The sequence below is a fragment of the Bacillus sp. 1735sda2 genome (assembly GCF_024159245.1).
Classification (GTDB): Bacteria; Bacillota; Bacilli; order Bacillales; family Bacillaceae; genus Bacillus; species Bacillus pumilus_O.
This window is the reverse complement of record NZ_JAMYWZ010000001.1, coordinates 1772579-1798768: the sequence shown is the minus strand read 5'-3', so window position 1 is coordinate 1798768 and position 26190 is coordinate 1772579. Positions and strand designations below refer to the sequence as shown.

The following is a 26190-nucleotide window of genomic DNA, read 5'->3' as shown; positions in this document are numbered from 1 at the left end:
TCCTAAAAACTGAAATTTCCTGAAAAGTGATCGTTTAAGTTAACATTCGCGCCCATATTGTGATACATGGCCCTAGCAAAAGCATTCATAACGGCTGCAGCTGGATCTATTCTTTGAGGTGATTTCGCTTTGTCTAGCATGATGTTTTCTTGAGCGTCTTGTTTAATAATTGCATTGTTAAATGCAAATGTAAGCAATGGATCGTTTGCATGGATGACTTTACCCTCATACACCTTTTGTCTAAAGTCCTTTGTGGGTAAAGAAAGATAATGAGGCCTTTGCGGCATCTCAATCATATTAAACCCCTTACTTTCAAGCCTTTGTGCAAGGTGCAGCGCATTATACTTGTCGTAAGCGGCCTGGATGACTCTCAATTTGTTGACGTGAGCAAATTCAATAATCCACCTTTCGACAAATTGATAATCAACCGCTTCCCCTGGTGTGAATGTCATCCAACCTTGATCGCGCCATAAATCATAAGGCACTTTATCAGTAGTCATTTTCTCCTTGGCTCGTTCTTCGGGGATGAAGGAATGCTGGCCGACATAATAAAAACCATCAAGAACGCCAACCCACCCGACGGAAGTCAAATCCGTTGTCATAGATAGATCTAAACCAAGATAGATCGCCATTTCTTTTAGATCTGGTATTTCACCATGACAGGCCCGCCATTTAGACATTTTCATGTAGCCATTGTCTTTTTGATCGACCCAGCGATCCATATTTTTTGTAAGAAAACTTCTCATTTTTTCAGGGACATCTAATGCAACTTTTATCGCTGACCGTAGTGATTCTATTCCCTCTGGATAAGTTGCGACTATCGGATTTGCCTTGATCCAGTTCGACTCATCCTTTACGTCGTCTTCGGGATCAAGTTCACAGATCATAACAAAATAGTCATCGTTTTCAATTTCAATGTCGGGATCAAGAATTTTGGAAACATATTGATACTCTTTGAAACACGGCCCGTTTAAGTTGAAACCTGCGGTAGTAATGATAACCATTAAAGGACTTCTACGTGCGACCATTCCACTGTCAATAACATCATAAATTTCACTTGTTTCATGAGACATATATTCATCAACTATCCCTAGTGATGGGTTTTTCCCGTCTCCTACCTTGCGGGCTTCACGGGATAACGGTTTGATAATTGAATTTGTCGCGTATTTCGTGACCTGCCCGTTAGCGTCTGTGTATTTCCCTTCTAAAATAGGTGCGTGCTTTAGTTGTTCAATGATTGCTTGATAGACTTCATCTGACTGCTCTTTCGACCAACCCGCAATAAACACACGATGTTTTTCTTGAGTTGGGAAGATCTCATACGAAGCCATGATAGCCAGCAATTGTGATTTCGCGTTTTTTCTTGCTAACTGAATATAAGCCTTTCTAAAACGCCTGGCACCATTGATCTTTTTGTAAAACCCATAGATATTAGCTGCCATGAATAGCTGAAAGTCTGTAAGCTCAATAGGTTTACCAGCCAATACACCTTCAACATGATGAAATTGCTTGGCCCATTCATAGAAGTCTAAAACTAATTCCGCATCAAAATAATACGGGCAGTCTTCTTCTGCCAGCCGCTCTACGTCTTTAATGAACCTCTGAACAGCCCACTTGTGCTTCTTGCCTGCTTTTATTTCCCCCGATTGAATCTTTTCGCAATATGACCATACACGCTCAATTAAAAGCTCTGCGGTCATTTCCTGCGTTATCATTACATGCGCCCTCCAAAGCGTTCTTCCTCTTTTGACTTCGGCTTGTCATCCTTTTTAGGGATCACAAGTTTACAGCGAGAGGAAATGGTTAATCCTAGATCACTTGATGCTTGTCTGCATTGTTTAAACAGTTTGTCTTGATTTATTAGAAGATCACTATACTTTTGGCTCGCTACTTCAATCAGATTACCGTCCTCATCTTCAACATCAGTTATAACAGGTGTTCGAAGTATGATTTCTGTTATTTGTAAATATTGTTTTCGAGCAAACAAAAAACGGGCAAGCGCATCAACATCTAAATTTGTCATAATTCCGATGTTTTTTAGCTCGTCCGCTATCTTTTTGAATTCTCTTTTTAAGTCTTTTGGTAAGTAAGAAGGAGCTTTCACTTTGTCATCCGGTGCCTTAATTTCCTGCTCTCTTCTCTCTTGAATCTCTTTCTTGGTAAGGTTTTTCTTCCCTTTCACTAGCAACAAGTCAACTGGTTGTCTCGGCCTTGCCATCCCCTCACCTCCTTCCGAATTTTCATTTAGGGAATTTCTCGCGATGTTGAGGGAGACGCGGTCTACAGCAAATCGTTTCTAGGGATTTAACCCTGGGGGGTGCCTTCAACTTCAATGCGAAGCTGATTCATTTCTCTTTCTAAATCTGCTCGTATTGAATCTATTTTCTTTTGGTGTTGATCAAGTAGGCTTTTGTTCCTCGTCATCCGAATAGCATTATATAGCTTACTGATCCTGCTTTGCTGCTTTCTGATTTCCGCGTTTGTGTAGTAGGATGTGTACTCAGCTTTACATCCTGGACATACAAGCAGATGACGTTTAATACCACGTCCAATCTTCTTAATCCTAGAACAATATTTAACTATGAAGATTGTTCCGCACTGATCACATGTACATTTTTTATAATCCATTCCCAAACCCTCCATCTTCTTTGGCGGTCTTTCTGTTATGGCAGGACGCACACAATGGCTGCCAATTAGAAGAATCCCAAAATAGCTTTTTATCTCCCTTATGCGGTTTGATATGGTCCACTACTGTAGCAGCAATACGTTTGCCTTGTAGCATGCAAGACTGACACAACGGATGCTTTGCTAGGTAACCTTCACGCGCTTTACGCCATCGGCTATTATACCCACGGCGTGACGATGATTCACGGAACAGATCATATGAAGGCTTCGATGTCTTATGCTGCTGGCAATATCCTTCACGGGTTAGTTGAGGACATCCAGGTTCATTGCATGGTTTCAACGGTTTCATCATAGATCGGTACTCCTGGATTTAATCCATCCAATGGGTATGACTTGTCTATTTCAATAACTTCCAAACTCATTCCCGCGTCAAGAATCATAATGCCTGTTTCAATTGCTTTCTTAGCTTCTTCTCTAATGATTTCCCTTGTCTCGTTATTTAGTTGGCAATCCGTTTTAAGAACTAAAATTTTCATCTGATTTCCTCCTCATTATATGAATTACTTCAATAGCATTCTCCTTCAACCATTGAAATTCATAGCAGTTGATTATTGGATTTCGATAATAGCCCGGCAGTAAAATTAAAATTGTTTCGCTAGGATTTACCCCGTCTAACATTGCGGCATTCCTAGAAACATAGTGCGGGTATTTATATTGTGGAAATTTCTTTTTTAAATCTTGCCATAACGCTCTTGCCTCACAAGTGTTTGTCCCTACGATGAAAGTTCTTGTACGTTGTTTTGAGCAACCTTTTAAGATTAAGAGTTCTACCAAAGCTAACGCCTCCATATAAAAAGCACCGCCCTATTGGACAGTGCTTTCAACATTTGTATATAAATGAACTTAAAATCCTTGACCTTATCTATTAATTAGACAAGAAATCAGAAAGTGGACTTTTCTCGCCTCTTTTAATGTCTATATATTAATAAGTATAATACCCTTTTACAATACCTTTACTTGTTTTATACCCTAATGCTCTGAATGCTTTTGGACTCACGTCTAATACTGCGTTTGGCAATCTACCGACATCATATTTGTATACTGTAATTACTTTATGTGGTTTTGCTTTTGTTCTTACTCTTAGTTTTGTACCTTTTTTTGGTACGTCAAAACCCATTTTAGTTGCTGCATCCCAATGACCTAGTCTTTTTCCATCTGCGCCTTTTTTACCGACACCATTATACCAAGTAATATTGCCACTTACTTTTTTTGCACTTGCTTCATTTGAAAAACTAAATGCTACAAATAAACTAGCTATTGTTACGATAACCGTAATAAGTTTTATTTTCATAAAAGAATCCTCCGTATTAAATTTCTTCACTTATTATACACGAAGGGACACCACGTTATTTTACATTAGCTTTACAATTGGTATACAAGTTAACTATTTTTATAACAATTGTGTTCCGCAGGGGTTGTTTTCTTTTGCTTGTCTACTTATTATGTTTTGATCTTCGCCCTCGCATCCTTCCACTGCTCAAGCTCCGATACTGTCAATAATTGATAACCTTGTTTGGTTAATTCCTTAATAATCGTTACAGCTGCGTTTGCCGAGGTGCTATAGATGTCATGCATTAAGACTGTTTCTCCATTAGACGCATGTGTAAGAATGTAGTTGGCGATGTGTTGGCTGTTTCGATCTTTCCAGTCTTCAGGATCTACGTCCCAAAGCGTGACTTTCATATTGACGATCGCGTTGATTTTCCCGTTTGTTCCTCCATATGGCGGTCTAAAGTGAGTTGGGGTGAACCCGCCCGCTTTTTCAATGATTTGCTGGGTCTCTATTACCTGTTTCACGGCTTGTTTTAATGGCAGTCTTGTGAGTAAAGGATGACTATAGGAATGATTTCCGATCTCATTCCCACCTTTTCTAATTTCACCTAGCATATAGGGATAATATTGAACCCTGTTTCCTAATACAAAAAATGTAGCATGACCTTTATTTTCCTTTAAGGCTTTTAAAATTTTTGAGGTCGTGGATGGATTTGGTCCATCGTCAAATGTCAGGGCAATAGCTTTTTGATTTGGGTTGAATGTTGCCTGTTTTGGCAATTTGACAAGCTTTCTTTTTGAGATCGGTTCTTTTTTCTCATTTTTGTTCTTTTCTTTATGAATGTATTCAGGCTTTAACATTCCTTTAAGCAACGTTTTTTTAATCGCCAGTACTTGAGGGCCTTGTTTGCTTGGTGCGATTTGTCCTGCTGGAAAGTAGAATTCAATAAAACGATCTTTGATGGCAAAATACTGATAATGCTCTGCCGTAGGGAACGTTCCTTGTTTGAGCAAATGATCATTCTCAGCAAGAGAGCGATCTTTTTTTAATTCATCAAATGTCATATCAGACAGTTTTTGTAGATCTTCTTTCTTTGATAAAAATAGATCATCTATTGATAAAAAATGCTGTTTCTTGAAATCAAAGTTGAATACTTTCGTTTCATGTACGCCTTTTACTCCTCCTTTCAATTCATAAGTTTTAAATTTGATCGCAACGGTTTGTTTCGCATAATGAATGATCTCGTAATCTATGTTTAATTCATATCGATGATCTTCATCGACATCGCTTGCTTGGCTAAATGATGTTTTGAATCTGTCTAGCGCTGTCTCTGCGAATCTTTTCATCTCTTGATCTAGCTTTTCTTGATGAAACACCGGATAGTTGACAGCATATCTCATGAATCTCCCGTCACTCACGAGAGTGACTATTTCCACTTCTTTATAGCTCGCATCTTGTTCTACTTGCTTCTTCTCCGTCCCACTTGCCTGCTGATTATGATAAAACGCAGCAATTCCAATGATGATTGCAAGTACGGATAGGACGAGAATAATTTTTCCTTTGATCCACACAATGATTCTCCTCTCGTGATGCTTTCATGCCTAAATGACGTGTGTTTGTAAAGTTGACTACATGGATCCCGATATAGTTTACAAAGAAATGAAATCGTCATATTTTATACACATTTTAATAAAGAAATATACAAAGGGAATGATTCTCAGCCAACAAATAATTTTTCACACATAGTCGAAAAAAATTTTGTATCTTCATCTGCAAGATTTTCTCACCTATTGTGCAGCCTGTAGAGATGACGTGAACCCTCTTTAATGAGACGTACTGGTTGACTTCATTCGCTTTAAAAGCAACGCCTCTAGGCTCACCATCTTCTTATAAATTTTACCCTATAATGTAATCTATATTACATTCTAATTTTTTCCATAAAACACATTGATTAAGTCTTACCTCATTGCATATCGACTTTTACATCGAAGACCTCAATTGCTTCACGTATTGTAAAAGATTCCAGCTCACTATTTGATCCTGTTGCTAATATACACACATGGTATGTTGATCAAATTCTGTCACATCCAGACTACGCTAAAAATAAAGTCATTTTTTCTCATCTGTCTAAGTATCGTCTAGGTCCTGCATAATACAATATTACACCCTTTTTTCTGTTATACTGCGCCAACTTTACGCCAAAAATACGCCACTTTTACGCCAAAATTGCGCCAAAAATAAAAACACCGTTAATGGATGTTAGGCACTCTTTTAAAAAATATGAAAAATATCACCTGTGAAAATAGGTAAATTTAAGGTTTTTTCATTTTTCGACACAAATTATTTATTCTCTTTGATACTATCAGATTAATCCGTTAACATTTAATAGATTAAAAAGAAAATTAAGGAGATGGTTATTGTGAAAAAATCAACAATCAAAAAAGCTTTATTATCTGTTGCCTTAACTACATCAATGATATTTTCCATGAATACTGCAAGCGCAGCGAGCATCAATGCCTTAGAATGGGTCAGAGACGCTTATCCTGATGCATTGTTTTATGTATTAATCACAGAAAATGGTCAGTATTACACTCAAGTTTGGACAAGTAACAACAGTTATATCCTTGTGAAATGCGAAGAATTAATTGATGGAAAGTGCTTTATCTCAAAATAATTTTTTAAAAACGATTCCAATTTTGGGGTCGTTTTTTATTTCAAAATAAAAACACCTCTAAACGGGTGCTTTAAATACAACTTCATTGAGCGCGTAAGCCAGGTCTAGGAATGTCTTTCCTTTCAGGCGTGTATACGATCTTCCACTCATGCCTATTTCATTGTATACCTGGTAATCGAAAACGGGTTCTTGCTGCATGTAACGTTTAATAATGATTTGTCTTTCATAAGCAGGAAGACGGTTGACAGCCTTTTGTACTCTTTCAAGATATGCATTTCGTTTCTGTTCCCACTCAATACGTTTCATGGCCGTACTCTCTGTAGATGAATGAAAAGCATTCGTCACAGATGGTGGGACGATACTAAATCCGGCCGTTATTTTAGGCAGCATATCATCCGGGACCTGAAGAAGATATAAACGATAGTTGTCGAGAATCCTTTCTACTCTTTTTCTCGTTTCCTTTTTATCAATTACAGGCGGTTCACCCAACATCAGCAAATCCCCTTTCTCCCGATCTCAATTCCTCTACCTTTCGAGCGATCTTTTTTCTTGCCCTCTCTATATGTTTTTGAACCGAGCCTTTCGCTATCCCATGAAGAGCGGCGCATTTACTGAAAGATAGGTTATGGCCAATAACGGTGATGAATATCTCTTTCTCCTTCTGCGTCAGTGTCGACATGGCATACTCGAGTAAATCTAGTTCATTTTCGTTTACTGAATGCGGGTCAGATTCGGGAACGTGGTATGTTGAATATAGAAAGTCAAGGACTTCTGTTGTTGTGAATATTGTGCGTTCATAATAGGAACGGCGATCCATGCCACGTCTTGCGCTGGGTTGCCTTTCTGTTTCCATCCACTCAATCGCATACTCTAGGTCAGAAATCATTGAGCGGTACGTTTTCATTTCTCCTTCGTCTGTAGATGCTTCCAAACTTCTTTTAGTATCTGTTAACGCTGCTTTATATTCCTTGATTAAATCTTTCAAAATACCACCCCCTTTTATTTGCTTTTAAATGCCCCGCCACGCCCTCTTTTATATGTTGGGCGGTAAATACCCATTAGTTCCTTTATCTCTTCATGTGAAAGCTCCTGTGTGTGATTTTGAGTACATTTGTTCTCAGGAACGTCAGTTCTTTTCGTTGACGCAGATTTATAACCCGCTTTTATAAAAGCAGCTCTCAACGTTTTCATTTTGGTTTCTCCTTTTCTGAAAATAAAAAAAAGGGACACCAACCACACAGCGCTCATGCTGTCATGATCAGTGTCCCCCGGCTTTCCGGTAGAACGGTTTATTTGAATAGCTCGCCTTCGTTGAAGTTAACACGAGTTACCTTATTGTCATGTGTAACGATCTTTGTTTCCCCGTGCGACGGCAGCGGTGAAAATCTCGCTTTACCATCAGATATAACGAGAACAATAGGTCCTTTTCTTGTTAAAGTCTCAATATCTATAATTTTACTTGGAATGTCTTGTAATCTCAAGTCTTTCATTGCCTCCTTAATTTACATTCATGAACGCTAAAACTGAAATTGATCCGAATACGAGATAAAAGAGTAGCAACCGCTCTTTCGCTTTGTTCATACACTCGACTCCTCCAATTGAATTTTTGTATGATAGTTCTTTAAATGCTCATTCATTCTCGAATGAAATTTCGGTTGTAAGTAAAAGAAAAGTTTTTCTTCTTGATCCGTCATTTTTAACACTGCCTTTTCGTAAACAAGAAATTCGATCAGCAATATCAAGGCGTACTGATTGAGCTTTATCGCCTCTGTATACCAATCTTTCACCGTCATGAAGGACCATGATCCAAATTGACGAATTTTCCAAATTCCTTGATGAAAGCCAGCGACACAGTACCGACGGGACCATTCCGCTGTTTTGCTATGATAACTTCAATAATGTTTTTGTTCTCTGTCTCTTTGTCGTAATAATCATCACGATAGAGGAACCCGATCACATCAGCGTCTTGCTCGATCTGCCCCGACTCTCTGATATCTGACATCATAGGGCGTTTTTCCTGACGTTGCTCGACACCTCTTGATAGCTGACTCAATGCTATGACTGCAATATCCAATTCCCTTGCCATTTGCTTTAGCATTCGGCTTATTTCTCCGATTTCTGCTGTTCTATTTCCTCTGTGGACTGGATTTCCAACGATCAATTGCAGATAGTCAATAATGATCATCATGTCCTTGCCTTCAAATTCCCTTTTCATTTTGCGCGCCTTCGCCCAAATGTCATTGACAGTCATTCCAGGTTGATCAAATATTCTAAGAGCGGCACTATCTAAGACCCCGTTCACTTTGCTGAGACTACCCCACTCATCAACGTTTAAATGACTAGCTCTAATGGATTGAGCGTTAATGTTACCTATGCTAGACTGCATTCGTTTAAGTAGAGACTTGCGACCCATTTCAAGCGAAAAGATGCCAACCGCTCCACTCTTATTTAAATTGATTGGGCTTTCCATAAAGTTTTTTGCAACATTCAAACAAAAAGCTGTTTTCCCTACAGACGGACGAGCAGCAATAATAATTAATTCTTGACGCTGAAAACCCGATGTCATTCTATCCAATTCAGTGAAGCCGCTTGGCATTCCAGTAATATCACCCTTTGGCGTTTCTAACTCTTGATAGATTTCAACAAGATCATTATTGATAGACCCGTCATCGTCCGTGCCTGTCGCACCCTCTAAACTCATCAGAGAGCTTATACCCTCTTGTATAGTTTGACTCGTATTGTCGCTACTAGAAGATTCTTTAAGCGAAGCGCCTACTTTTGCTATTTCTCGCTTTTTCCAATAATCAATAATTAGATTTTCATAGAATGCTTGTTTTGCGGTAGTGATTGAGGCGTTCATCAATTCGGTTAAGTATTTTCTTCCACCGATCCCCTTTAGGTTTTCTCGTCCCACATGCTCAATAACTGACACTATGTCAATAGGGTCGCCGTTTTTATCAAGCTCTTGAAGGGTTTTGAAAATGGATTGATTTTGTTGTCGATAGAAATGAATTGGCTTGAGCTGTGAATATTTAATCAAGTCCGGCTCTTGTAAGATTGCGCCTAGATATTGTTGTTCTGCTTCGTCGTTGTAATAAAAAATAGTTCCTGTCATGATGGATCACCTATCCCAAGTACCTTTCGTATCTCTGCTTTATGCCGCTCGATTTGCTCTTGTTCTTCCTCGGTCGGTTCAGCCTTGTCCAGTTCAGAAAGATAGTTTTGTGTTTCCTCGATGTTCGGTATGGCAGCGGATCGGTCTGTTCTTGATTCTTTCGCTTTGATTAGATCAGCAACTTTTGGCGGAAACTGATTGTATTTGACATAAACAATCAACTTCGCTTCGATCTGCTCGTAATTCTCGGGCTTTAAGATTCTCGCCCATGCGTTTATTCTTTCTTGATCTATTTCAAAATGCTCGAAGTATGTCTTGATTAGCTTTAGTAATTCAAGTGTTTCTTTTTTAGTCATCCGTCAAATCAAACTCCTTTTCATTCAAGACAGCGGTTTTTCTCTTTGCCGCTTCATGGCTCGATTTTATTTTCACGACCAAATGATCAAACTGTTTTCTAAGACTTGCAGGACTCAATATATTCGCTTTCCAAAACGTATCTTGTTGTGTCCAGCCTATCAGGTATTTCACTTGTTCATCCGTTCGCTTGTCGATCTGTCTAATCAACCTAAAATCACTCGCCCATTTTTGAAGGTTCGGTTTCTTAGCTTGCGGATTATTTTCAAGTATTTTTTGATAAAGCAAATTGGCATTCTCAAGGTCACAAGGTTCGTACTTGTGACGAGAATTATTTATCTTCTTTTCGTTCTTAACATTCTTTACATTCTTGTTTGTGGTCATTTGATGGTCTTTTGTTGGTCAGACTGTTGTCGTTTTCGGAAGCTCCATCTTGATAAATAGCCCAATTATCAATACTTACAATGCTGAACTTGTTGGTCTTTTTTATTGTCAAATATCCCATTTCTTGAAGCTGTTCCAACCAACGAAAAATTGTCTTTTCTCCCTTTACCCTGTCCTTAGATTTAAGACCGGTATTGTACATGTCCATCAAAGCAAAACGACCTGTCACAAAATCACCTGGCTTTAGCTTCACTGTTTGTCTACCCACTATCTGATCATGTTCCGTATGCGAAGCCTCTGTTAGACATATTAGCCATAACCTTAATAACTGCGGATCATTGAAAATTGGGTTACTTCTAATCTTCCTATGCAACTTGATCCAACCGACCATATCAATCACCTTACTTTAGAAAATTTACGTTCTTGCTGTATGCTGCTTCATCCATCAAGTATCTGAAACCCGCTACGAATCCAGTTGCAAAAGCATCTTCAATCTCAAAACTTGCCTTTGCTGCGTGTGCTGAGTCAAGATCTTGCAATAGCTTCGCAAGATCATTTGAATTAGATAAAAACCCTTCTAGCTTATCGTATAATTCGTTTACGGTATGTTGTGTTTCTAAAGACGAGTCAGACCACTCGATTTCTGTTGTAAGCGCCCCTTGTGGATCGTAAAGGGTCTTGGCAGCAACAAACTTTAGAACGGCCACCATGCCCGCATCATACATATGAGCCTCTTTTTCATCTTGACGACCGATATGCTCTAGCTTCGCTCTCGCTTTGATTATTTTTGAAGGTGTCCCCATTAATTTCATTTGAAAAATCCCCTTTTTATCTCAAAATTGATTATTGTATTTTTTTATTAATCATGTTAGAGTCTTCCTGATACCCTTCCTTACTTGTCATCATCCTATAATGATGACAAGTAAGAATTTAGGCTGATCCGCTTTGGATCAGTCCTTTTTATTTATTTAGCTTGTTCTAACTTATATTTGTCATATCTTTGAACTGCTGCCTCGACATTTATGTGTGAAAGAATTGAGAAAAACACGTCATTGTTTTCATCTTCTAACACCCAATCATGAACAAAGTGGCAAAACGTATTAAAATCGACTTGTTTCGGAATAGAATCAATGTGGCTTTTCACTTCTTCTGCTCTCTCTTTGCTGTGGTCAATTGACAGCAAGGACAAGAATTCGTTTTTACCCATAGGGAAAAATGACAATTCGATAAGTTTAGCAATGTCTGAAACACGTTTAGGTCTCAAGAAAATGAGGTGTGTCACTTGATGCATCAACTCAAAGACTTTTCTCACTTTTTTCTTTTCATAATTCTTTCTATAAGCTGCCTCTAATTTTTCAAGCAAAGAATGAATTTTCCATAGGCGATTTCGATAATACCTAATGACTTCATCCTGCTGATCCAATTCTGTTTGAATACGTTTAGCCCAAATCAAAGCATTAAATTTGCTGTATTTCTCCACTGGTAGAACATTGTCCCATTCGAACACCTCCAGCAATTTAGGCCCCAAAAATTTGACAGCTTCTTCCCTTGGCACTCCTGCCATAATCTCTTTCAAATTAGCCTGCATGATCTTTTTAACACCGTGTGAATACATGCTTTCATACTTTTTAATAGCAGCGGTTAAGAGCGGTTCAATTTCCTTTACCTCTCTGTAAACCTTCTTTAGTCTCTTATTCCATGTTGTGATTGTTGTCATTAGTTTCGTCCTCCTAAAATATATTTTTGCCAGGAGCGGCAAAGCTTTCTTGATAAAGGGTGTGTCACCTGTGTTTAGAAAATATTTCAAATCTATCTTTTTGCTAACCTCTCAAATTGGTATAATGTTCCTATCTGTTTAGATAGGGGGTGAAACCATGGCTTTTGATGCTGCAATTATAAAAGAACAAGGTGTTACATTTACAATTGTTTCAGTGAAATCTGGTACTATCTCGTTTCCCTCAAGTAGAGATAGCGCAATTATGGGTTTTTCAAGACAATTTCCTAGTCCAATAATTTTGATGGAACAAAATTCAAGAAGTGTTCCAACCTACTATGGAAGAGAAGATATTGTCAGATTTCTAAAGAATATTCATCCGAGTCAAATACCTTGGAAGAGGTATTCTTAATTTTTTCTGGTTTTAAATCGCTAAAGTCACCCTTAGGAATAGAACTAATCCCTAACGACTTACAATCTATGGTACTTGCATACTTTTCAACCTCTGTTGCCGCAGGGGTTGTTTTATTTTGCTTGTCGCTCATGCCGTTACCTCCTGTGTTTCGATATTTTCCAATGAAATTGCATGTTCTATCGGGATATATGCCCCTTCGCCTTGTGCTTTCACTTTTGCTTTGACGTTTAGTATTTCTTGTTCTGTTGCTTCTCTCAATCGCAAGACACACGGAACACCGTTCATATAAAAGCTATTGATGACCTTGCCGCAATGATGATTTGCCAGTTTCACAACTTCGAACATAATACCGTTGTTGTTACCTTCCACTTTGGAAAACATGACAAGACCTTTACGTTCGATAACAGATCGAGTGTTTCGGATAAAGCTCTCACGATCTACTGGTTCTGGACAAATGTTTTCAATCAACAATTCCATTTGCTTTACCTTCTTTCCGTTTGTTTTGACTCCCCAAATCTGGGGAATGAGTATTTGGTTTATCGATGGGGTAACAAATCGTTACGTCATCTGCCACGTTTCAAACGACACCAGCTCATAGCTTCTTCATAATTTGACGGCTCAAATTTGAGCTATGCGATTAATTCAACATTTGACGGCGCAAATTTGCGCTGTGAGGGTGTCACAATTCACACTTAAAAAGTCGGAAAATGCGACCTTTGAGGGTGTCGGTTGAAACTACGCCCTATGTTCAACATAGTCCGTCATCGGCGGTGAATGAGTACCCTCATTTGAAATGAGAGTAATACGAGTACCATCTTGGTACTTGTGCCGGGCGCAAAGTTGCGCTGGGCGAAGAATTCGCAAAGCTCAATTTTGCGCTATGCGATTATATCAACGGTCTCCATGTGCCAATCCATGAAATAGCTTCCTCAAAGTCTAGCTTTCTTAAATCCTTGTATGTCGGCACTGAGAAAGCGTCTCTAAAATTGCGGTGAATGCTTGAGAACATACGGCGTTTGCCTTCTGAATCTTCTCCATATCGTTCAACAAGCTCATATACACGTTTGTTGATTCGTTTTTGAATCACCGTTTGCTGATACGCATTGATGCTTAGGTTGTTTTCTAATTTGCCGATACGCTGATCTGCTTCATTCTGCTTTTGTTCAAGTCTAATCATTTGTTGCAGCTGCGGGCTAAGATTCGAGAAGTTTTGTAGGTTCTGCTCCATTTGATTGAATTGAGTCACGTAAGCAGCGGTGAACAATACGCCTTTCTCGCCTGTCATTTTGTTGGCGACCATTTCACAACCTTTTTTAGTTAGAAGGTAATGAGGTCTTACTTCTCCTTTGTTATCCTCATAAGTTGAAGAAACGAAGAAATCTAACGAACGCAATTTTGCGTCGGTTAAAATCGTGTCAATATAACCTTTAATTGTTCTAATTAAATCCGAGTGACGCTTTCCAGTCATTTCAGCTACTTCCCGACTATCAACGAGATATTGTCCATTCTGTTCAATTACTTGTAAATTGTTATTCATGTTGTTCCTCCTATATCGACTCGGCAAAATATCCGAGTGAGATTTTAAAATTAGGTGCGCGGAAATTCCAGCGTACTGTGTACTAAATTTCTTGTTGCGCTCAAAATTTGAGCCGATCTACCCCCTCGTTTATCCCCTGGATTGTTCTTTCAACCAAGTTATTAAAAACTGTTCGCACTCTTTTGCAGGAAAAAGCCATTTTGTGCCGACTCGATATTTTGGAAACCTCGAATCGTAAAAAAATGTTTCTTTTATGAAGTTGAGACTCATGTTTGTTTGCTTACACAATTCTTTTGTATCCCAAAATGTAACCCTGTGTTCAATCGCTTCAAGTCTTTTTGAAAGTTCTTTTGAAACCTGTTCTTCTAAGAGGTTTTGATCAATTTCAAAAGTGATCATTAATCCCACTCACCTCTATCGGATACTCCCAATATTTTACAAATACGCTTGGCGTGTTCCTGTGCTTTCTTACCCGTTTTTTTCCCGTTGATGATGTCGCTGATATAAGCGGCAGACACACCTAACAATTCTGCTAACTGCTTTTGTGTCATACCTTGCACATACATTTCTGACTTAACTCTAGCGGCTGTGAGAAATTGCATTTAAAGTCTTGCCTCCTTCCAAAAAATATAAAAAGCTAATTAATTAGCTAAATTCCATTGACCTTTTTATGCGTATAGTTTAATATATACCCATAGCTAAATAAGACTTTAAAAAGCCTGTAATTGTACATTTCATTGCTCCCCAGCGTCTAAAATGTATTTTTCGTAGGTCGTATTTTTTATTGTCTTTTAGCTAACTAATTAGCTTATGTCACCAATGTTAAACTATAAGCATAAAATAATCAAGTATTTTTATGCTTAAAATTTAATTTTGTTTGACTAGCTCATAAGGATGGTTGATATGACGGTTTTTGACATAGTGAAAGAGTTATGCAACGAAAGAAAAATTTCTATTAATGATTTAGAACAATCGCTTGGCTATTCAAAAAACACTTTATACAGGTTAAAAACTCAAACCCCTGGAGCTGATAAACTCCAAAAAATTGCGGATTATTTTGACGTGTCAACAGATTACCTTTTGGGACGCACCGAAGTTAAAAGAAGTATTGAATTAACGGAAAAAGATGAGAAAGACATACAGAAGGAATTACAAAACATTATAAATGGTCTTGAAGGCAATAGTTATGCTGCGTTTGATGGTCAAACTCTTGATGATATGGAAGAAGAAGATAAAGAGCTTTTAATCGCTAGTCTCGAGAACACTTTGAGAATAGCAAAGAAAATAGCAAAACAAAAATACACTCCTAAAAAATACAGATAAGGAATGATATTTTAAAACATGGGCGATATTACTGAAACTGTTTCAAAATTACAAAGTAGATTTAACTCATCTGATCCTTTTTTCATTGCCAATAAACTTGGAATCATTACAATTCATGAAGACTTAGGGAATACCCTGGGATATTACAGCAAACATTTTCGTACTAAATTCATTCACATAAATAAAAAGGTAAGTGAAAAATCTAGTTTTTTTGTTTGCGCTCATGAACTAGGACACGCTTTGCTTCATGTGATTCTAATACTCCATTCTTGAAAAGACACACTTTCTTTTCAACCGAAAAAATTGAACTGGAAGCAAACTTTTTTGCGATGCATTTGTTGTTCTCTTCCGTTCAAAGGGGTATTACTTACTGTGAATTCAAGGATTACGGCATTCCGAAAGAACTTGTACAAAATTACCATAGTATTTTTTTAAACAAAAACCGAACAAACGTTCCTTAGTGGATCTAAAAAATAAAATCAGGGAGTGAATTATCTTGGCTAGCTTTAGACAACGGGGTAAGAGTTGGGAATACCGTATTATCTTTACTGACTTAAAAGGAAAAAGAAAAGAAAAAAGTAAAGGAGGGTTTAGAACAAAGAAAGAAGCGCAAATTGAAGCAGCAGAAATTGAAAAACAGATTTATTTAGGTAATCATGAAATAATCCAAAGTAAGGAGATATTATTAAAAGATTGGTTATATGAATGGCCTAATATTTACGGTTCTCAATGTCAGCCTAGCACCTTAAAAAACCGTAAATTATATATAGAAAAGAATATTATCCCTCATCTCGGACAGAACAAATTAGGTCAATTAAAAAGAATTGATTATCAAAGATATATCAACAATCTATTAAATAAGTATGCTAAATCTACAGTTCAAACTATTCATTCAATATTTTGTTCAGCAATAAATAAAGCAGTAGAACTTGAAATGCTAACACATAATAAGTATTCAAATATTTCTATAAAAAAAGATAGTAACGTAAATGATGATAAGATAAATTACCTTACAAAAGATGAGGTGAGTATATTTATTAATGCTGCAAAAAAGTCCCGTTTCCATCATTACATCATTGCATTAATTTTACTAAGAACCGGGATAAGAAAAGGAGAGTTGATCGCTCTTAAATGGGATGACATTGATTTTAACCAAAAAACGATACGGATAAATAAATCAAGAAGTGAACATGGTGTAAAGTTACCTAAAACAAAGTCTAGTATTCGTACAATCGCAATTGATGACACATTAATAACTGAACTTAAAAAATATCGTACATGGCAAAAGAAAAACAAAATTAAATATGGGATTGCATATCAAGAACCTAATTTTTTGATAGCCTCACCCAATGGAAAAGATATAGGAACTTTTGGTATTAATAAAGCTATTGACTCGATCCTGTCGAAAACAAATTTACACCACATTACACCTCATGGGCTGAGACATACTCATGCAATCATGCTCCTTGAAAGCGGAGTTGATATAAAGACAGTGAGTGATCGACTCGGGCATGCTACCATAAACATGACAGCGGATGTTTACCTTCACGTTACAAAAAAACACGAAACAGAGAGCGTTTTGCGTTTTGAAAAGTACCTTGAAAATTAATCGGTGGGCAAAAGGTGGGCAAACATATTCACCCACCATCTAAAACCTTGCTACATCACCCGCTTAAACATTTTCTCCATTTCATATGTTGAGTGATGAATGATGATCGGCCGGCCGTGCGGACAAGTGAAGGGGTCCTTTGTCTGTCTGAGTTCATCTAATAGAGCTTTGATTTCATCATTTCGCAAATGACGATTTGCTTTGATAGAGCCTTTGCAGCTCATCATAATCGCCGCTTCTTCTCTTAATTTTTTGATATCTACACGCTTCTCAACCAGCACTTGCTCTATAATTTCTTCGATCAGTTCAGCCTCTTCCCCTTTTGGAAACCACTGTGGATGCGACCGAACAATGTAGCTTCCTGAACCGAAAGGCTCTAAGAAGACACCCACTTTCGTTAGTATCTCTTTATGCTCTTCAATAATCAGCATATCGTTTTTGGAGTAGTGAAATGTTAATGGGACGAGCATTTCTTGCACTTCCTGTTCGATCTCTCCTACTTTCTCGCGATAATACTCATACTTGATTCGCTCCTGAGCCGCATGCTGATCAATAATATAAAGCCCTCGTTCATTTTGAGCCAAAATATATGTGCCATGCATTTGCCCAATGGGATACATGACCGGAACACGTTCGTTTTCTGAAATGGCTTCTGCATCATCTTCTCTCAGTACTGACTCTTCATATTCAAGAGAAGCAGCAGTTTCCTCTTTATGAACACGCTCAGATGGCGCATCTTCCCTAAATACGGGTGATGATGCTCCTGTCATTTCCTGCACAGGCATCCCGTATGTGCTCATTTGATTCGTCTCGTATACAACCGATTCGAGAGGCTCCGGCTCATAGGATAGCGGTGTTTCCATCTCGTTTGTGTTTCCTTTTTTCGCATCAAAGGTTAAGGATTGCTGCTCATTTTTGATCGCTGGCATTGGTGCTTTTTTTGGCACCGAAGCACTTGGAATGAGTTGCTGTTTTTGAAATACGTCTTTAATTCCTTGTTTGATTAGCTCATGAAGTTCCTGCTCTTTACTTAGTCTCACTTCAAGCTTAGAAGGATGAACGTTCACATCCACTAAAATGGGGTCCATCTTCATTTCAATAAATGTAATCGGATGGCGACCAATCGGCAGAAGCGTGTGATACCCTTCATGGACCGCTTTTACGAGCGGGAAATGCTTCACATATCTGCCATTTACTACAGAAGACATATAATTCCGTGATGCCCTTGTCACTTCTGGCAGGGAGATATATCCTTTCACTTCAAAATCAAGTGATTGCACATGAAGTGGCACCATTTTTTTCGCAACTGCTGTCCCATAAATAGCCGCAAGCACATGCCGCACATCCCCGTTTCCATTCGTCTGTAGCAGGACTTTTCCTTGGTGACGTAAGCGAATCGATACTTCTGGGTGAGCCAGTGCAATTCGATTGACGACATCTGATATATTGCCAAGTTCCGTATGAACAGTTTTCATGTATTTTAGTCTGGCAGGCGTATTGTAAAATAAGTTGGTAACGACAATTTCGGTACCGCGGCGGCCAGAGGTTTTTTTCTCTGAAATGATCTTTCCACCTTGCAGCACAAGGTGCGTTCCAGCTCCTTCACCAGTACTTGTTTTCATTTCCAAATGAGAGACAGATGCGATACTTGGCAGCGCCTCTCCCCTGAATCCAAGCGTTCTGACACGGAACAGATCATTTTCATCTTTGATTTTACTCGTTGCATGGCGCTGAAAGGCGAGCTTACAATCTTCGGCATCGATTCCAACACCATTATCAATCATTCTAATAGAGGAAAGACCTGCTTCTTCTACATCGATTTCAACCACTGTACTACTTGCATCGATTGCATTTTCCATAAGCTCTTTTACAACGGAAGCGGGACGCTCGACTACTTCACCCGCAGCAATTTTATTGGATAGGTCATCGGATAACTGAATAATCTTTGCCATGTTGCTCACCTCACCTTACATTATAATTTCTTTTGCAATTCATATAGCTTAGTCATCGCTTCGAGCGGGGTCATATCCATTAAATTGAATGACTTTAACTCCTCGATCACCGCTTGATCTTTCTGTTTTAGAACTGGTTTGGTTTGCGGTTTTTCTTCTACTTCAAAGAAAGAAAGTTGCTGTTTTTCCTCGGCCTTTTCTGTTTTTGGAGCTGCTGATACGTGCGGGGTCAATTCATGTGATCCACTCTCAAGCTCCGTCAAAATGGTCTGGGCCCTATCGATGATCGCATCAGGCAATTCAGCAAGCTGTGCTACATGAATACCATAGCTTTTATCAGCTGCCCCCTCTTTGATTTGATGTAAGAAAACGACCGTGCCTTCATGCTCTTCAGCTCGTACATGAACATTTTTCAGCTCGCTTAATTGAGACTCAAGAACGGTGAGCTCATGGTAATGTGTAGAAAATAGCGTTTTAGCGCCAATATGATCGTGTACAAATTCAATGATCGCCTGCGCAAGAGCCATGCCATCATAGGTGCTTGTCCCGCGTCCAATTTCATCAAATAAGATCAAGCTGTTTTTCGTTGCATGCACCATCGCATTTTTTGCTTCAAGCATCTCTACCATAAAAGTACTTTGACCAGAAATCAAATCATCTGCCGCACCAATACGTGTAAAGATTTGATCAAAGATCGGAAGAGTTGCTTTAGATGCCGGCACAAAGCAACCAATTTGCGCAAGAATAGAGATAAGTGCCATTTGTCTCATATACGTACTTTTCCCTGACATATTCGGTCCAGTAATGAGCAAGGTTTGCCGGCCATTTCCCATATGACAGTCATTCGGTACATACTCCTGGTGATCCATCACTTTTTCAACGACTGGATGACGACCATCTATGACATCTACCTCATCCTCGGAGAATTCTGGACGGATATAACGGCGCTTTTCACTGACAGTCGCAAAGCATTGGAGAGCGTCCAGCTCACTCATTTGTTTTGCGAGCAGCTGTAATCTCGGAATATATACTTTCACTTGTTCTCTGAGAGCTGCGAATAGTTCATATTCCAGTTCGCTAATATTTGATTCTGCCTCAAGAATCAGCGCTTCTTTTTCTTTCAATTCAGGTGTAATATACCGCTCTGCATTGGCGAGCGTTTGTTTTCTTTCATAACGCCCTTCCTCCAGCAAATGCGTATTCGCTCGTGTCACTTCAATATAATAACCAAATACTTTATTAAACCCGACTTTTAAAGAGCGAATGCCTGTATATTCTCTTTCTTGCTGTTCAAGACGTGCAATCCAGTCCTTCCCATTTCGGCTAGCATCACGGTATTCATCTAATTTTGCATTGTAGCCGTCTTTAATTAAATTGCCTTCTTTTAACGTCATTGGTGGATTTTCATATAGCGCATCTTCTAATAAATTCAGTAAATCATCACAAAGATCAATATCATTCGCTCTTGATTTCGCCATTTCCTCAGGCAGTGAGTGCACAAGCTCTTTGATGGCTGGCACTTGCTTTAAGGATTCCTTTAACTGAATAAGATCACGGGCATTTACGTTGCCAAAAGCTACGCGTCCTGCTAAACGTTCGAGATCATATACTTGCTTCAACCGTTCCCGCAAATCCTCTCGTTCAAAGAAATGATCCATTAAAATTTGAACCATTTCCTGACGTTCTTTAATGTGCGAAAGACGAATTAACGGCCGGTCGATCCATTGTTTGAGCAGCCTTCCGCCCATCGCTGTTTTTGTTTCATCTAACAGCCATAATAAAGAGCCCTTCTTACTTTTTGAGCGGATTGTCTCTGTTAATTCAAGATTTCGTTTTGAGTAAAAGTCAATTTTCATTGTTTGTTCGAGCTCAAACACTTGAACTTGCTGAAGGTGATCAAGACTTCTTTTTTGCGTTCTTCTTAAATAAGCATATAATGTCAAAAAGGTCGATCTTAGTTGCTCGCTCAGGCGGGACACGAGACGCTCAGCTTCATCAATTAATTCATCACTATCTTCGTATGAAATGGTCGCTTGGCATCGTTCCTTTAAGGTCTTGACTGTTTCCTCATCCAGATGCTTTGACACGACAATTTCTTTTGCACCGACAGAATAAATTTCAGACACGACTTCATCTAATCGATCGATGAAAGCCGCCATGTTTTCACCAGTAGATAAATCGGAAAGTGCAAGTCCATACCCATTTTCAAACTTTGTCACAGAGGCAATGAAGTTGTTTTCATTTTCACTTAAACCTTTTCCTTCCATCACCGTACCTGGTGTAATGAGTTGAACGACTTCTCTTTTGACTACACCTTTTGCCGTTTTAGGATCTTCCACCTGCTCACAAATTGCGACCTTGTAGCCTTTTGAAATCAATTGTTCTATGTATGCAGAAGCAGAATGATAAGGAACACCACACATTGGTATGGTCCCCCCATCTCTACTTGTTAGCGTAATTTCTAATTCTTGTGACGCTTCTTTTGCGTCATCAAAAAACATTTCATAAAAATCGCCTAAGCGAAAAAATAAAAAGGCATCTTGATACTCTGCCTTGATGTTTAAATATTGCTGTATCATGGGCGTATAACTTGCCATATTTCTAATCCCTCACTATATTACATTCGAATTCATACCATCTTTCATTATAGCATAAAAAATCCCCTTTTTTCTCCTAGATCGAACACAAAAAAACTAGGGGGATATGCGCCCTAGTCATGAATTACTCTTCTGGATCACCCGCTAGGAATTCTGGATGAATATCCTCTAACTCCTCATCCACCTCTTCTTCCCACTCGTGATCATCTTTTTCTTTCCAACTTGAATTGACCTCTACAACAATTTTTGTTTCTCCTACCACTTCAGCAATGAATTCCCGCTCTGCTTGAACGATAATTTTATTGCCGTTTGGAGAAATGGTCACTTCTAAGCAATTCGGCTGCTGGAGCACTTTTGCAATCACTTCATGCTCATCATCAAGGAAATTTTTGTCTTTATATCTCAGTTTGATGATGTCTACATATTTCACCCGTTCAGTGACAACTTCTGTTTTTGTGTTATCGGCGTAAGAATACCATACGTTAATATCGAAGGTTCCTTCAATCTCAACAGTTTTACCGACCTTTTCAGCATCATACTTATGATTAATGATCCAACCACCTAGGATGCTGGTTGGTTTTTGCGATGGAGAAATGGTGTGTGTGCTTTGGGTGAATTTCCTCCCTTTTGCAACCACCGCTTTTGTAATAATCTCTCTGTATTCAGACATTCCGGCATGCCTCCTTGTTCTTGATCGTTTTATCTTATGCTGGGCATTCGTCTAGTGTGTCACGATTTTGAACTTCATGATCAAATTAAATTCATTTCTGTTTCAGTGTATGCATGGTCGCCCATAAACTTGCCTTGAAAATTGGAAAAGTTGGAGAGTGAGAGATTTTGGGGTAACGAAGCAGGAAGTAGAATAGGAAGTGTGATTTTTGTTCTTTTGAAATGGTGATAGCAAAACAAAAAACCCCGCATCTGCGGGGTTTTCAGCTTGTAGACAAAGTCTACAAGCTTTTTTGTATAATAAGGGTAATAACAATAATCTGTGGGGGATAAACATGTTATCGAAACGTGAAGAAGAAAGAAGAAATCAATTAGAAGTAGTGGCTTTAGATGAATTAGTGCCTGAAGATCATCTTGTGCGGAAAATTGAACAAGCAATCGATTTCGATTTCATTTATGATCTTGTCAAAGATCATTATAGTTCTGATAATGGTAGACCAAGTGTTGATCCTGTTGTTCTCATTAAGATGGTCTTAATCCAATATCTATTTGGCATTCGCTCCATGCGTCAAACCATTAAAGAAATTGAAACCAATGTGGCTTATCGTTGGTTTATTGGGTATGGATTTTCGGAGAAAATTCCGCACTTTTCTACCTTCGGTAAAAACTACGTGAGACGCTTCCACGATACAGATTTATTCGAACAAATTTTTTATCGAATCTTAAGAGAAGCGATGAAAAAAGGGCTCGTTGACCCGTCTATCGCCTTCATTGATTCGACTCATGTCAAAGCGAACGCCAATAAGAAAAAACTTGAAAAGAAAATCGTTCGAGTTGAGACAAGAAGTTATCAAAATCAGCTTCATGAAGAGATCAATATTGATCGTGAAGAACATGGAAAAAAGCCCTTACCCCTACAGAATAAAGAAGAAACAAAAGAAATCAAGGTCAGTACAACTGACCCAGAGAGTGGCTATTATGTAAAGGATGAACGTGAAAAGTCATTTGCTTATTCATTTCATACAGCGTGTGATTCAAAAGGATTTATTTTAGGCTCGCTGGTCACAGGCGGAAATGTTCATGATAGTCGTATGTTGGATTCACTCGTATCAAAAGTGACAGAGAAAGCCGGAAAACCAAATGTAGTCGCAGTAGATGCGGGATATAAAACACCTTACATCGCTAAGTTCTTAATGGATCAAGAGATAAGACCTGTCATGCCCTACACTCGTCCAAGAACAAAAGCTGGTTATTTGAAAAAGAATGAATACGTATATGATGCATATTTTGATTGTTACATTTGCCCCAACGGGCAAATTCTCTCTTATCGTACAACGACTAGAGAAGGCTATAAGCAATATGTATCCGATTCAGAAGTATGTGAGTCCTGCTCGTTTTTAGATAACTGTACCCAAAGTCAAAACCACACCAAACAAATTCATCGGCATATTTGGCAGGATTATCTAGATGAAGCAGACAATCTGAGACTCACTGAAATAAATAAGAGCATCTACGCAAAACGGAAAGAAACGATTGAACGCGTTTTTGCGGATGCAAAAGAAAAGCATGGTATGCGTTGGACGAAACTTCGTGGACTAAAAAAAGTTTCAATGCAAGCGATGCTTACTTTCGCTGCCATGAACCTTAAAAAACTAGCAAACTGGACATGGAAAGTACCATGTCCAGCGTAAAACACATGATGTTTTTCAAAAAAAATGTGAAAACCCCACTTTTACTTGAAGTAAAGGTAGGGTTTGTCTACGGTCTGAAAACCCCGCATCTGCGGGGTTTTCTCATTTAATGGAGCAACTTGGTGATGAATTTTTCACTTTTGAACCGGTTTCTCCTAATAAGAGGTCACCGCCGGTTGAAAGAATGATTTCATCTGTTACTTGATTAGAAATCGTATGCGCCACGAGCTGCAATAGGGAATTGACTTCCACTTGTGATTCTTTGAATTCTTGAATCACTGGGATTTCATCCAGTTCTTCTTGCAGGGCATCGATTTTTTCTTCCACTTGCTTTAAGGCTTCATGTTTGCCGTAATGCTTTAAATTTACCGCTTGTTTTTGAAGCGCCTTAATTTGGTTAATAATCGTTGAAATTTTTGTATTTTCATTGATTTGCGCTTCTGCTTTTTTGAAGAAATCAACTTCTTCTGTTTCAGAAATCATTTTAGCGAGCTCTCTTGCGCGCTCGACAATCTCTTTTTTTGAATAAAGCGTCATTTTAATTCACCTCGATAGCTTCTCCAACCATTTCTCCGTCAAGAGACCAAGTTTTGGCTTGTGTGATTTTCACTTTGACGATGTTGCCAATCGCTTCTTTTGGTGCTTTAAAATTCACAAGCTTGCTTTTACTTGTATATCCGGCTAGGATTTCAGGGTTATTTTTACTTTCACCCTCTACTAATACTTCGACAGTCTGCCCTTCATATTCCTTCATTTTTTTCGCAGAAATTTCATTCACGAGGGCATTCAGGCGCTGTAGACGTTCTTTTTTCACATGCATCGGTACGTTGTCTTGCATTTTCGCTGCTGGTGTTCCTTCTCTTGGAGAGTAAATGAACGTATAAGCTGCATCAAACTCAACCTCGCGATAGAGGGAAAGTGTTTCCTCAAACTGCTCATCTGTCTCATTTGGGAACCCAACAATAATATCCGTTGTTAATGAAGCATTTGGCATGGCTTCTTTGATTTTGCGCACAAGATCAAGGTAACGCTCACGGTCATATTTTCTCGCCATAAGTTTCAAGACAGAAGAACTACCGGATTGAACTGGCAAATGAATATGATCGAGAAGGTTCCCACCCTTAGCTAACACTTCAATTAAGTGATCATCAAAGTCACGCGGGTGGCTTGTTGTAAAACGGATACGCGGAATATCTATTTTACGCAGCTCATCCATCAAGTGTCCAAGACCATATTCCATGTCTTCAAAATCTTTTCCATACGCATTCACGTTTTGACCAAGAAGGGTTATTTCCTTATATCCTTCTGCCGCTAAACGTCTGACCTCTTGAATAATTTCGTCAGGGCGGCGGCTTCTTTCTTTACCGCGCGTGTAAGGGACGATACAGTATGTACAGAATTTATCACAGCCGTACATAATATTCACCCAGCCCTTAATTTTTCCTTGGCGGGCTCTCGGAAGGTTTTCAATGACGTCGCCTTCTTTTGACCAAACCTCAATGACCATTTCTTTTGAAAGATAGCATTCAGATAACAACTCTGGTAAGCGGTGAATGTTGTGTGTACCGAAAATCAAATCAACAAATGGATGTTTCTTCAAAATACGGTTGACGACAGATTCCTCTTGCGACATACATCCGCAGACACCTAAAATTAAATCTGGCTTTTCACGCTTTAATGCTTTTAAATGACCAAGCTCTCCGAACACTTTGTTTTCCGCATTCTCACGAATTGCACAAGTGTTTAATAGGATAACATTTGCATCTTCCGTTGAGTTTGTCGGTTCATAACCAAGCGCCATAAAAATACCAGCCATCACTTCTGTGTCATGCTCATTCATTTGACAGCCATATGTGCGAATATAAAACTTGCGCCCGTTTCCTAACCCTTGAAAACGCTCGTCAATTTGAAATTGATTGTATTCGACTTCTTCTTTACCCCGTTTTTTTGCATCTTTTAAGGAAGGCGGAATGTACACAGCTTCAAAATACTGGCTGTAGTCCTTCTCGGATTTTTTGTCCGATGAACTTACTTGTCCGCTCGCTTTTCTCTGCTCTTCATTCATGTATTTGTACTCCTTTCAAACCAAGCTCCACCCTACAGTATAGACTATTTTGTCGTGAATTGAAAATAAATTCATATGCAGTCTTTCTATAAAAAATGGCTATTCATCAAGAAGGTCACAGCCAATCTCTTTA

Annotated in this window: 34 protein-coding genes; 5 read left to right on the top strand and 29 right to left on the bottom strand. The window is 38.7% G+C overall.

The annotated features are described in order from the left end of the window. Nucleotides 1-2: 2 nt before the first annotated feature. From NKR21_RS09235 to NKR21_RS09200, 8 genes are all read right to left on the bottom strand, one after another. Entirely contained in the window at nucleotides 3-1715 is a 1713-nt protein-coding gene (locus NKR21_RS09235) for a terminase large subunit (RefSeq protein WP_144458242.1), read from the bottom strand. Beyond that, entirely contained in the window at nucleotides 1715-2218 is a 504-nt protein-coding gene (locus tag NKR21_RS09230) for a phage terminase small subunit P27 family (RefSeq protein ID WP_144458244.1), read from the bottom strand. The genes NKR21_RS09235 and NKR21_RS09230 overlap by 1 nt, the downstream gene beginning before the upstream one ends. An 86-nt stretch (nucleotides 2219-2304) precedes the next feature. Further along, on the bottom strand, nucleotides 2305-2628 hold the full coding sequence (locus NKR21_RS09225) for a transglycosylase (protein WP_144458246.1): 324 nt from the start codon (nucleotides 2626-2628) through the stop codon (nucleotides 2305-2307). Continuing rightward, a complete protein-coding gene (locus NKR21_RS09220; RefSeq protein ID WP_144458248.1) occupies nucleotides 2618-2977 on the bottom strand; it encodes an HNH endonuclease in 360 nt (119 codons plus the stop codon). Before NKR21_RS09220 ends, NKR21_RS09225 begins: the two co-directional genes overlap by 11 nt. After that, complete coding sequence (locus tag NKR21_RS09215) at nucleotides 2949-3161, bottom strand: hypothetical protein (protein WP_186299676.1); 213 nt, start codon at nucleotides 3159-3161, stop codon at nucleotides 2949-2951. The genes NKR21_RS09220 and NKR21_RS09215 overlap by 29 nt, the downstream gene beginning before the upstream one ends. Beyond that, nucleotides 3142-3459, bottom strand: a complete 318-nt coding sequence (locus NKR21_RS09210) for a hypothetical protein (protein ID WP_186314829.1) — start codon at nucleotides 3457-3459, stop codon at nucleotides 3142-3144. Before NKR21_RS09210 ends, NKR21_RS09215 begins: the two co-directional genes overlap by 20 nt. Nucleotides 3460-3607: 148 nt before the next feature. Further along, nucleotides 3608-3976: an RlpA-like double-psi beta-barrel domain-containing protein gene (locus NKR21_RS09205; RefSeq protein WP_144458252.1), complete on the bottom strand. Its 369-nt coding sequence runs from the start codon at nucleotides 3974-3976 to the stop codon at nucleotides 3608-3610. 149 nt (nucleotides 3977-4125) lie between these two features. Further along, nucleotides 4126-5529 carry a polysaccharide deacetylase family protein gene (locus NKR21_RS09200; RefSeq protein ID WP_144458254.1) on the bottom strand — a complete coding sequence of 468 codons (1404 nt, stop codon included), beginning with the start codon at nucleotides 5527-5529 and terminating at the stop codon, nucleotides 4126-4128. Between the two features lie 848 nt (nucleotides 5530-6377). Here NKR21_RS09200 and NKR21_RS09195 point away from each other — a divergent pair. Beyond that, the gene (locus tag NKR21_RS09195; RefSeq protein ID WP_144458256.1) at nucleotides 6378-6632 is read left to right on the top strand and encodes a hypothetical protein; all 255 of its coding nucleotides are present in this window, start codon (nucleotides 6378-6380) and stop codon (nucleotides 6630-6632) included. 57 nt (nucleotides 6633-6689) lie between these two features. Here the strand turns inward: NKR21_RS09195 and NKR21_RS09190 are convergent, their stop codons facing one another. The 16 genes from NKR21_RS09190 to NKR21_RS09115 form a co-directional block, all read right to left on the bottom strand. Beyond that, on the bottom strand, nucleotides 6690-7124 hold the full coding sequence (locus tag NKR21_RS09190; protein WP_144458258.1) for an ArpU family phage packaging/lysis transcriptional regulator: 435 nt from the start codon (nucleotides 7122-7124) through the stop codon (nucleotides 6690-6692). After that, nucleotides 7114-7617 carry a sigma factor-like helix-turn-helix DNA-binding protein gene (locus NKR21_RS09185; RefSeq protein WP_144458260.1) on the bottom strand — a complete coding sequence of 168 codons (504 nt, stop codon included), beginning with the start codon at nucleotides 7615-7617 and terminating at the stop codon, nucleotides 7114-7116. The genes NKR21_RS09190 and NKR21_RS09185 overlap by 11 nt, the downstream gene beginning before the upstream one ends. Nucleotides 7618-7631: 14 nt before the next feature. Next, complete coding sequence (locus tag NKR21_RS09180) at nucleotides 7632-7823, bottom strand: hypothetical protein (RefSeq protein ID WP_144458262.1); 192 nt, start codon at nucleotides 7821-7823, stop codon at nucleotides 7632-7634. 98 nt (nucleotides 7824-7921) lie between these two features. Continuing rightward, nucleotides 7922-8113: an XtrA/YqaO family protein gene (locus NKR21_RS09175; RefSeq protein WP_044139830.1), complete on the bottom strand. Its 192-nt coding sequence runs from the start codon at nucleotides 8111-8113 to the stop codon at nucleotides 7922-7924. A gap of 96 nt (nucleotides 8114-8209) precedes the next feature. Next, the gene (locus NKR21_RS09170; protein ID WP_144458264.1) at nucleotides 8210-8425 is read right to left on the bottom strand and encodes a hypothetical protein; all 216 of its coding nucleotides are present in this window, start codon (nucleotides 8423-8425) and stop codon (nucleotides 8210-8212) included. Next, nucleotides 8422-9747, bottom strand: a complete 1326-nt coding sequence (gene dnaB / locus NKR21_RS09165; protein ID WP_144458266.1) for a replicative DNA helicase — start codon at nucleotides 9745-9747, stop codon at nucleotides 8422-8424. The genes NKR21_RS09170 and dnaB overlap by 4 nt, the downstream gene beginning before the upstream one ends. Then, nucleotides 9744-10103, bottom strand: a complete 360-nt coding sequence (locus NKR21_RS09160) for a replicative helicase loader/inhibitor (RefSeq protein ID WP_144458268.1) — start codon at nucleotides 10101-10103, stop codon at nucleotides 9744-9746. Before NKR21_RS09160 ends, dnaB begins: the two co-directional genes overlap by 4 nt. Beyond that, nucleotides 10096-10389 carry a hypothetical protein gene (locus NKR21_RS09155; RefSeq protein ID WP_253602503.1) on the bottom strand — a complete coding sequence of 98 codons (294 nt, stop codon included), beginning with the start codon at nucleotides 10387-10389 and terminating at the stop codon, nucleotides 10096-10098. The genes NKR21_RS09160 and NKR21_RS09155 overlap by 8 nt, the downstream gene beginning before the upstream one ends. A gap of 64 nt (nucleotides 10390-10453) precedes the next feature. Beyond that, the gene (locus tag NKR21_RS09150; protein ID WP_144523929.1) at nucleotides 10454-10738 is read right to left on the bottom strand and encodes a hypothetical protein; all 285 of its coding nucleotides are present in this window, start codon (nucleotides 10736-10738) and stop codon (nucleotides 10454-10456) included. 148 nt (nucleotides 10739-10886) lie between these two features. Further along, nucleotides 10887-11297, bottom strand: coding sequence for a hypothetical protein (locus NKR21_RS09145; RefSeq protein WP_144458270.1), 411 nt, complete (start codon nucleotides 11295-11297; stop codon nucleotides 10887-10889). Nucleotides 11298-11449: 152 nt separating this feature from the next. After that, nucleotides 11450-12202 (bottom strand): hypothetical protein, encoded by a 753-nt coding sequence (locus NKR21_RS09140; RefSeq protein ID WP_144458272.1) that lies wholly within the window; start codon nucleotides 12200-12202, stop codon nucleotides 11450-11452. Nucleotides 12203-12555: 353 nt separating this feature from the next. Next, on the bottom strand, nucleotides 12556-12744 hold the full coding sequence (locus NKR21_RS09135; protein WP_144534287.1) for a hypothetical protein: 189 nt from the start codon (nucleotides 12742-12744) through the stop codon (nucleotides 12556-12558). Next, nucleotides 12741-13091, bottom strand: coding sequence for a hypothetical protein (locus NKR21_RS09130; protein ID WP_144458276.1), 351 nt, complete (start codon nucleotides 13089-13091; stop codon nucleotides 12741-12743). Before NKR21_RS09130 ends, NKR21_RS09135 begins: the two co-directional genes overlap by 4 nt. A 409-nt stretch (nucleotides 13092-13500) precedes the next feature. Continuing rightward, complete coding sequence (locus NKR21_RS09125; RefSeq protein ID WP_144458278.1) at nucleotides 13501-14151, bottom strand: Rha family transcriptional regulator; 651 nt, start codon at nucleotides 14149-14151, stop codon at nucleotides 13501-13503. Nucleotides 14152-14280: 129 nt separating this feature from the next. Beyond that, complete coding sequence (locus NKR21_RS09120) at nucleotides 14281-14550, bottom strand: group-specific protein (protein ID WP_106035595.1); 270 nt, start codon at nucleotides 14548-14550, stop codon at nucleotides 14281-14283. Beyond that, complete coding sequence (locus NKR21_RS09115; protein WP_144458280.1) at nucleotides 14550-14753, bottom strand: helix-turn-helix domain-containing protein; 204 nt, start codon at nucleotides 14751-14753, stop codon at nucleotides 14550-14552. The genes NKR21_RS09120 and NKR21_RS09115 overlap by 1 nt, the downstream gene beginning before the upstream one ends. A 301-nt stretch (nucleotides 14754-15054) precedes the next feature. Between NKR21_RS09115 and NKR21_RS09110 the strand changes: the two genes are divergently transcribed. From NKR21_RS09110 to NKR21_RS09100, 3 genes are all read left to right on the top strand, one after another. Continuing rightward, nucleotides 15055-15474, top strand: a complete 420-nt coding sequence (locus NKR21_RS09110) for a helix-turn-helix domain-containing protein (RefSeq protein ID WP_144458282.1) — start codon at nucleotides 15055-15057, stop codon at nucleotides 15472-15474. Nucleotides 15475-15492: 18 nt separating this feature from the next. Beyond that, nucleotides 15493-15747: an ImmA/IrrE family metallo-endopeptidase gene (locus NKR21_RS09105; RefSeq protein ID WP_253602502.1), complete on the top strand. Its 255-nt coding sequence runs from the start codon at nucleotides 15493-15495 to the stop codon at nucleotides 15745-15747. Nucleotides 15748-15970: 223 nt separating this feature from the next. Further along, nucleotides 15971-17083 carry a site-specific integrase gene (locus tag NKR21_RS09100; protein ID WP_144458284.1) on the top strand — a complete coding sequence of 371 codons (1113 nt, stop codon included), beginning with the start codon at nucleotides 15971-15973 and terminating at the stop codon, nucleotides 17081-17083. A gap of 50 nt (nucleotides 17084-17133) precedes the next feature. On the opposite strand, the gene mutL is transcribed toward NKR21_RS09100, so the two are convergent. The 3 genes from mutL to cotE all read right to left on the bottom strand — a co-directional run bounded on the left by mutL (nucleotide 17134) and on the right by cotE (nucleotide 22302). After that, on the bottom strand, nucleotides 17134-19035 hold the full coding sequence (gene mutL, locus NKR21_RS09095; protein WP_119124865.1) for a DNA mismatch repair endonuclease MutL: 1902 nt from the start codon (nucleotides 19033-19035) through the stop codon (nucleotides 17134-17136). A 20-nt stretch (nucleotides 19036-19055) separates the two neighbouring features. Further along, complete coding sequence (mutS, locus tag NKR21_RS09090) at nucleotides 19056-21632, bottom strand: DNA mismatch repair protein MutS (RefSeq protein WP_144458286.1); 2577 nt, start codon at nucleotides 21630-21632, stop codon at nucleotides 19056-19058. Nucleotides 21633-21756: 124 nt separating this feature from the next. Beyond that, a complete protein-coding gene (cotE, locus tag NKR21_RS09085; protein ID WP_003212450.1) occupies nucleotides 21757-22302 on the bottom strand; it encodes an outer spore coat protein CotE in 546 nt (181 codons plus the stop codon). Between the two features lie 334 nt (nucleotides 22303-22636). On the opposite strand from cotE, the gene NKR21_RS09080 reads away from it, so the two are divergent. Next, the gene (locus tag NKR21_RS09080; RefSeq protein ID WP_253602501.1) at nucleotides 22637-23992 is read left to right on the top strand and encodes an IS1182-like element ISBpu1 family transposase; all 1356 of its coding nucleotides are present in this window, start codon (nucleotides 22637-22639) and stop codon (nucleotides 23990-23992) included. 102 nt (nucleotides 23993-24094) lie between these two features. Here the strand turns inward: NKR21_RS09080 and ricA are convergent, their stop codons facing one another. Together ricA and miaB are read right to left on the bottom strand one after the other, a co-directional pair. Next, complete coding sequence (ricA, locus tag NKR21_RS09075) at nucleotides 24095-24529, bottom strand: regulatory iron-sulfur-containing complex subunit RicA (protein WP_003211238.1); 435 nt, start codon at nucleotides 24527-24529, stop codon at nucleotides 24095-24097. Between the two features lies 1 nt (nucleotide 24530). Next, complete coding sequence (gene miaB, locus NKR21_RS09070) at nucleotides 24531-26057, bottom strand: tRNA (N6-isopentenyl adenosine(37)-C2)-methylthiotransferase MiaB (protein ID WP_012010025.1); 1527 nt, start codon at nucleotides 26055-26057, stop codon at nucleotides 24531-24533. Nucleotides 26058-26190: the final 133 nt, after the last annotated feature.

What these genes read in the sequence shown, in the direction of transcription:
- NKR21_RS09080 (WP_253602501.1), top strand. Translation starts at nt 22,637, where the DNA reads ATGTTATCGAAACGTGAAGAAGAAAGAAGAAATCAATTAGAAGTAGTG.
- NKR21_RS09205 (WP_144458252.1), bottom strand. Translation starts at nt 3,976, where the DNA reads ATGAAAATAAAACTTATTACGGTTATCGTAACAATAGCTAGTTTATTT.
- mutS (WP_144458286.1), bottom strand. Translation starts at nt 21,632, where the DNA reads ATGGCAAGTTATACGCCCATGATACAGCAATATTTAAACATCAAGGCA.
- ricA (WP_003211238.1), bottom strand. Translation starts at nt 24,529, where the DNA reads ATGACGCTTTATTCAAAAAAAGAGATTGTCGAGCGCGCAAGAGAGCTC.
- NKR21_RS09160 (WP_144458268.1), bottom strand. Translation starts at nt 10,103, where the DNA reads ATGACTAAAAAAGAAACACTTGAATTACTAAAGCTAATCAAGACATAC.
- mutL (WP_119124865.1), bottom strand. Translation starts at nt 19,035, where the DNA reads ATGGCAAAGATTATTCAGTTATCCGATGACCTATCCAATAAAATTGCT.
- cotE (WP_003212450.1), bottom strand. Translation starts at nt 22,302, where the DNA reads ATGTCTGAATACAGAGAGATTATTACAAAAGCGGTGGTTGCAAAAGGG.
- NKR21_RS09170 (WP_144458264.1), bottom strand. Translation starts at nt 8,425, where the DNA reads ATGACGGTGAAAGATTGGTATACAGAGGCGATAAAGCTCAATCAGTAC.
- NKR21_RS09190 (WP_144458258.1), bottom strand. Translation starts at nt 7,124, where the DNA reads ATGTTGGGTGAACCGCCTGTAATTGATAAAAAGGAAACGAGAAAAAGA.
- NKR21_RS09220 (WP_144458248.1), bottom strand. Translation starts at nt 2,977, where the DNA reads ATGATGAAACCGTTGAAACCATGCAATGAACCTGGATGTCCTCAACTA.
- NKR21_RS09135 (WP_144534287.1), bottom strand. Translation starts at nt 12,744, where the DNA reads ATGAGCGACAAGCAAAATAAAACAACCCCTGCGGCAACAGAGGTTGAA.
- NKR21_RS09110 (WP_144458282.1), top strand. Translation starts at nt 15,055, where the DNA reads ATGACGGTTTTTGACATAGTGAAAGAGTTATGCAACGAAAGAAAAATT.
- NKR21_RS09225 (WP_144458246.1), bottom strand. Translation starts at nt 2,628, where the DNA reads ATGGATTATAAAAAATGTACATGTGATCAGTGCGGAACAATCTTCATA.
- NKR21_RS09115 (WP_144458280.1), bottom strand. Translation starts at nt 14,753, where the DNA reads ATGCAATTTCTCACAGCCGCTAGAGTTAAGTCAGAAATGTATGTGCAA.
- NKR21_RS09145 (WP_144458270.1), bottom strand. Translation starts at nt 11,297, where the DNA reads ATGAAATTAATGGGGACACCTTCAAAAATAATCAAAGCGAGAGCGAAG.
- NKR21_RS09120 (WP_106035595.1), bottom strand. Translation starts at nt 14,550, where the DNA reads ATGATCACTTTTGAAATTGATCAAAACCTCTTAGAAGAACAGGTTTCA.
- NKR21_RS09125 (WP_144458278.1), bottom strand. Translation starts at nt 14,151, where the DNA reads ATGAATAACAATTTACAAGTAATTGAACAGAATGGACAATATCTCGTT.
- NKR21_RS09180 (WP_144458262.1), bottom strand. Translation starts at nt 7,823, where the DNA reads ATGAAAACGTTGAGAGCTGCTTTTATAAAAGCGGGTTATAAATCTGCG.
- NKR21_RS09230 (WP_144458244.1), bottom strand. Translation starts at nt 2,218, where the DNA reads ATGGCAAGGCCGAGACAACCAGTTGACTTGTTGCTAGTGAAAGGGAAG.
- dnaB (WP_144458266.1), bottom strand. Translation starts at nt 9,747, where the DNA reads ATGACAGGAACTATTTTTTATTACAACGACGAAGCAGAACAACAATAT.
- miaB (WP_012010025.1), bottom strand. Translation starts at nt 26,057, where the DNA reads ATGAATGAAGAGCAGAGAAAAGCGAGCGGACAAGTAAGTTCATCGGAC.
- NKR21_RS09235 (WP_144458242.1), bottom strand. Translation starts at nt 1,715, where the DNA reads ATGATAACGCAGGAAATGACCGCAGAGCTTTTAATTGAGCGTGTATGG.
- NKR21_RS09215 (WP_186299676.1), bottom strand. Translation starts at nt 3,161, where the DNA reads ATGAAAATTTTAGTTCTTAAAACGGATTGCCAACTAAATAACGAGACA.
- NKR21_RS09130 (WP_144458276.1), bottom strand. Translation starts at nt 13,091, where the DNA reads ATGGAATTGTTGATTGAAAACATTTGTCCAGAACCAGTAGATCGTGAG.
- NKR21_RS09140 (WP_144458272.1), bottom strand. Translation starts at nt 12,202, where the DNA reads ATGACAACAATCACAACATGGAATAAGAGACTAAAGAAGGTTTACAGA.
- NKR21_RS09105 (WP_253602502.1), top strand. Translation starts at nt 15,493, where the DNA reads ATGGGCGATATTACTGAAACTGTTTCAAAATTACAAAGTAGATTTAAC.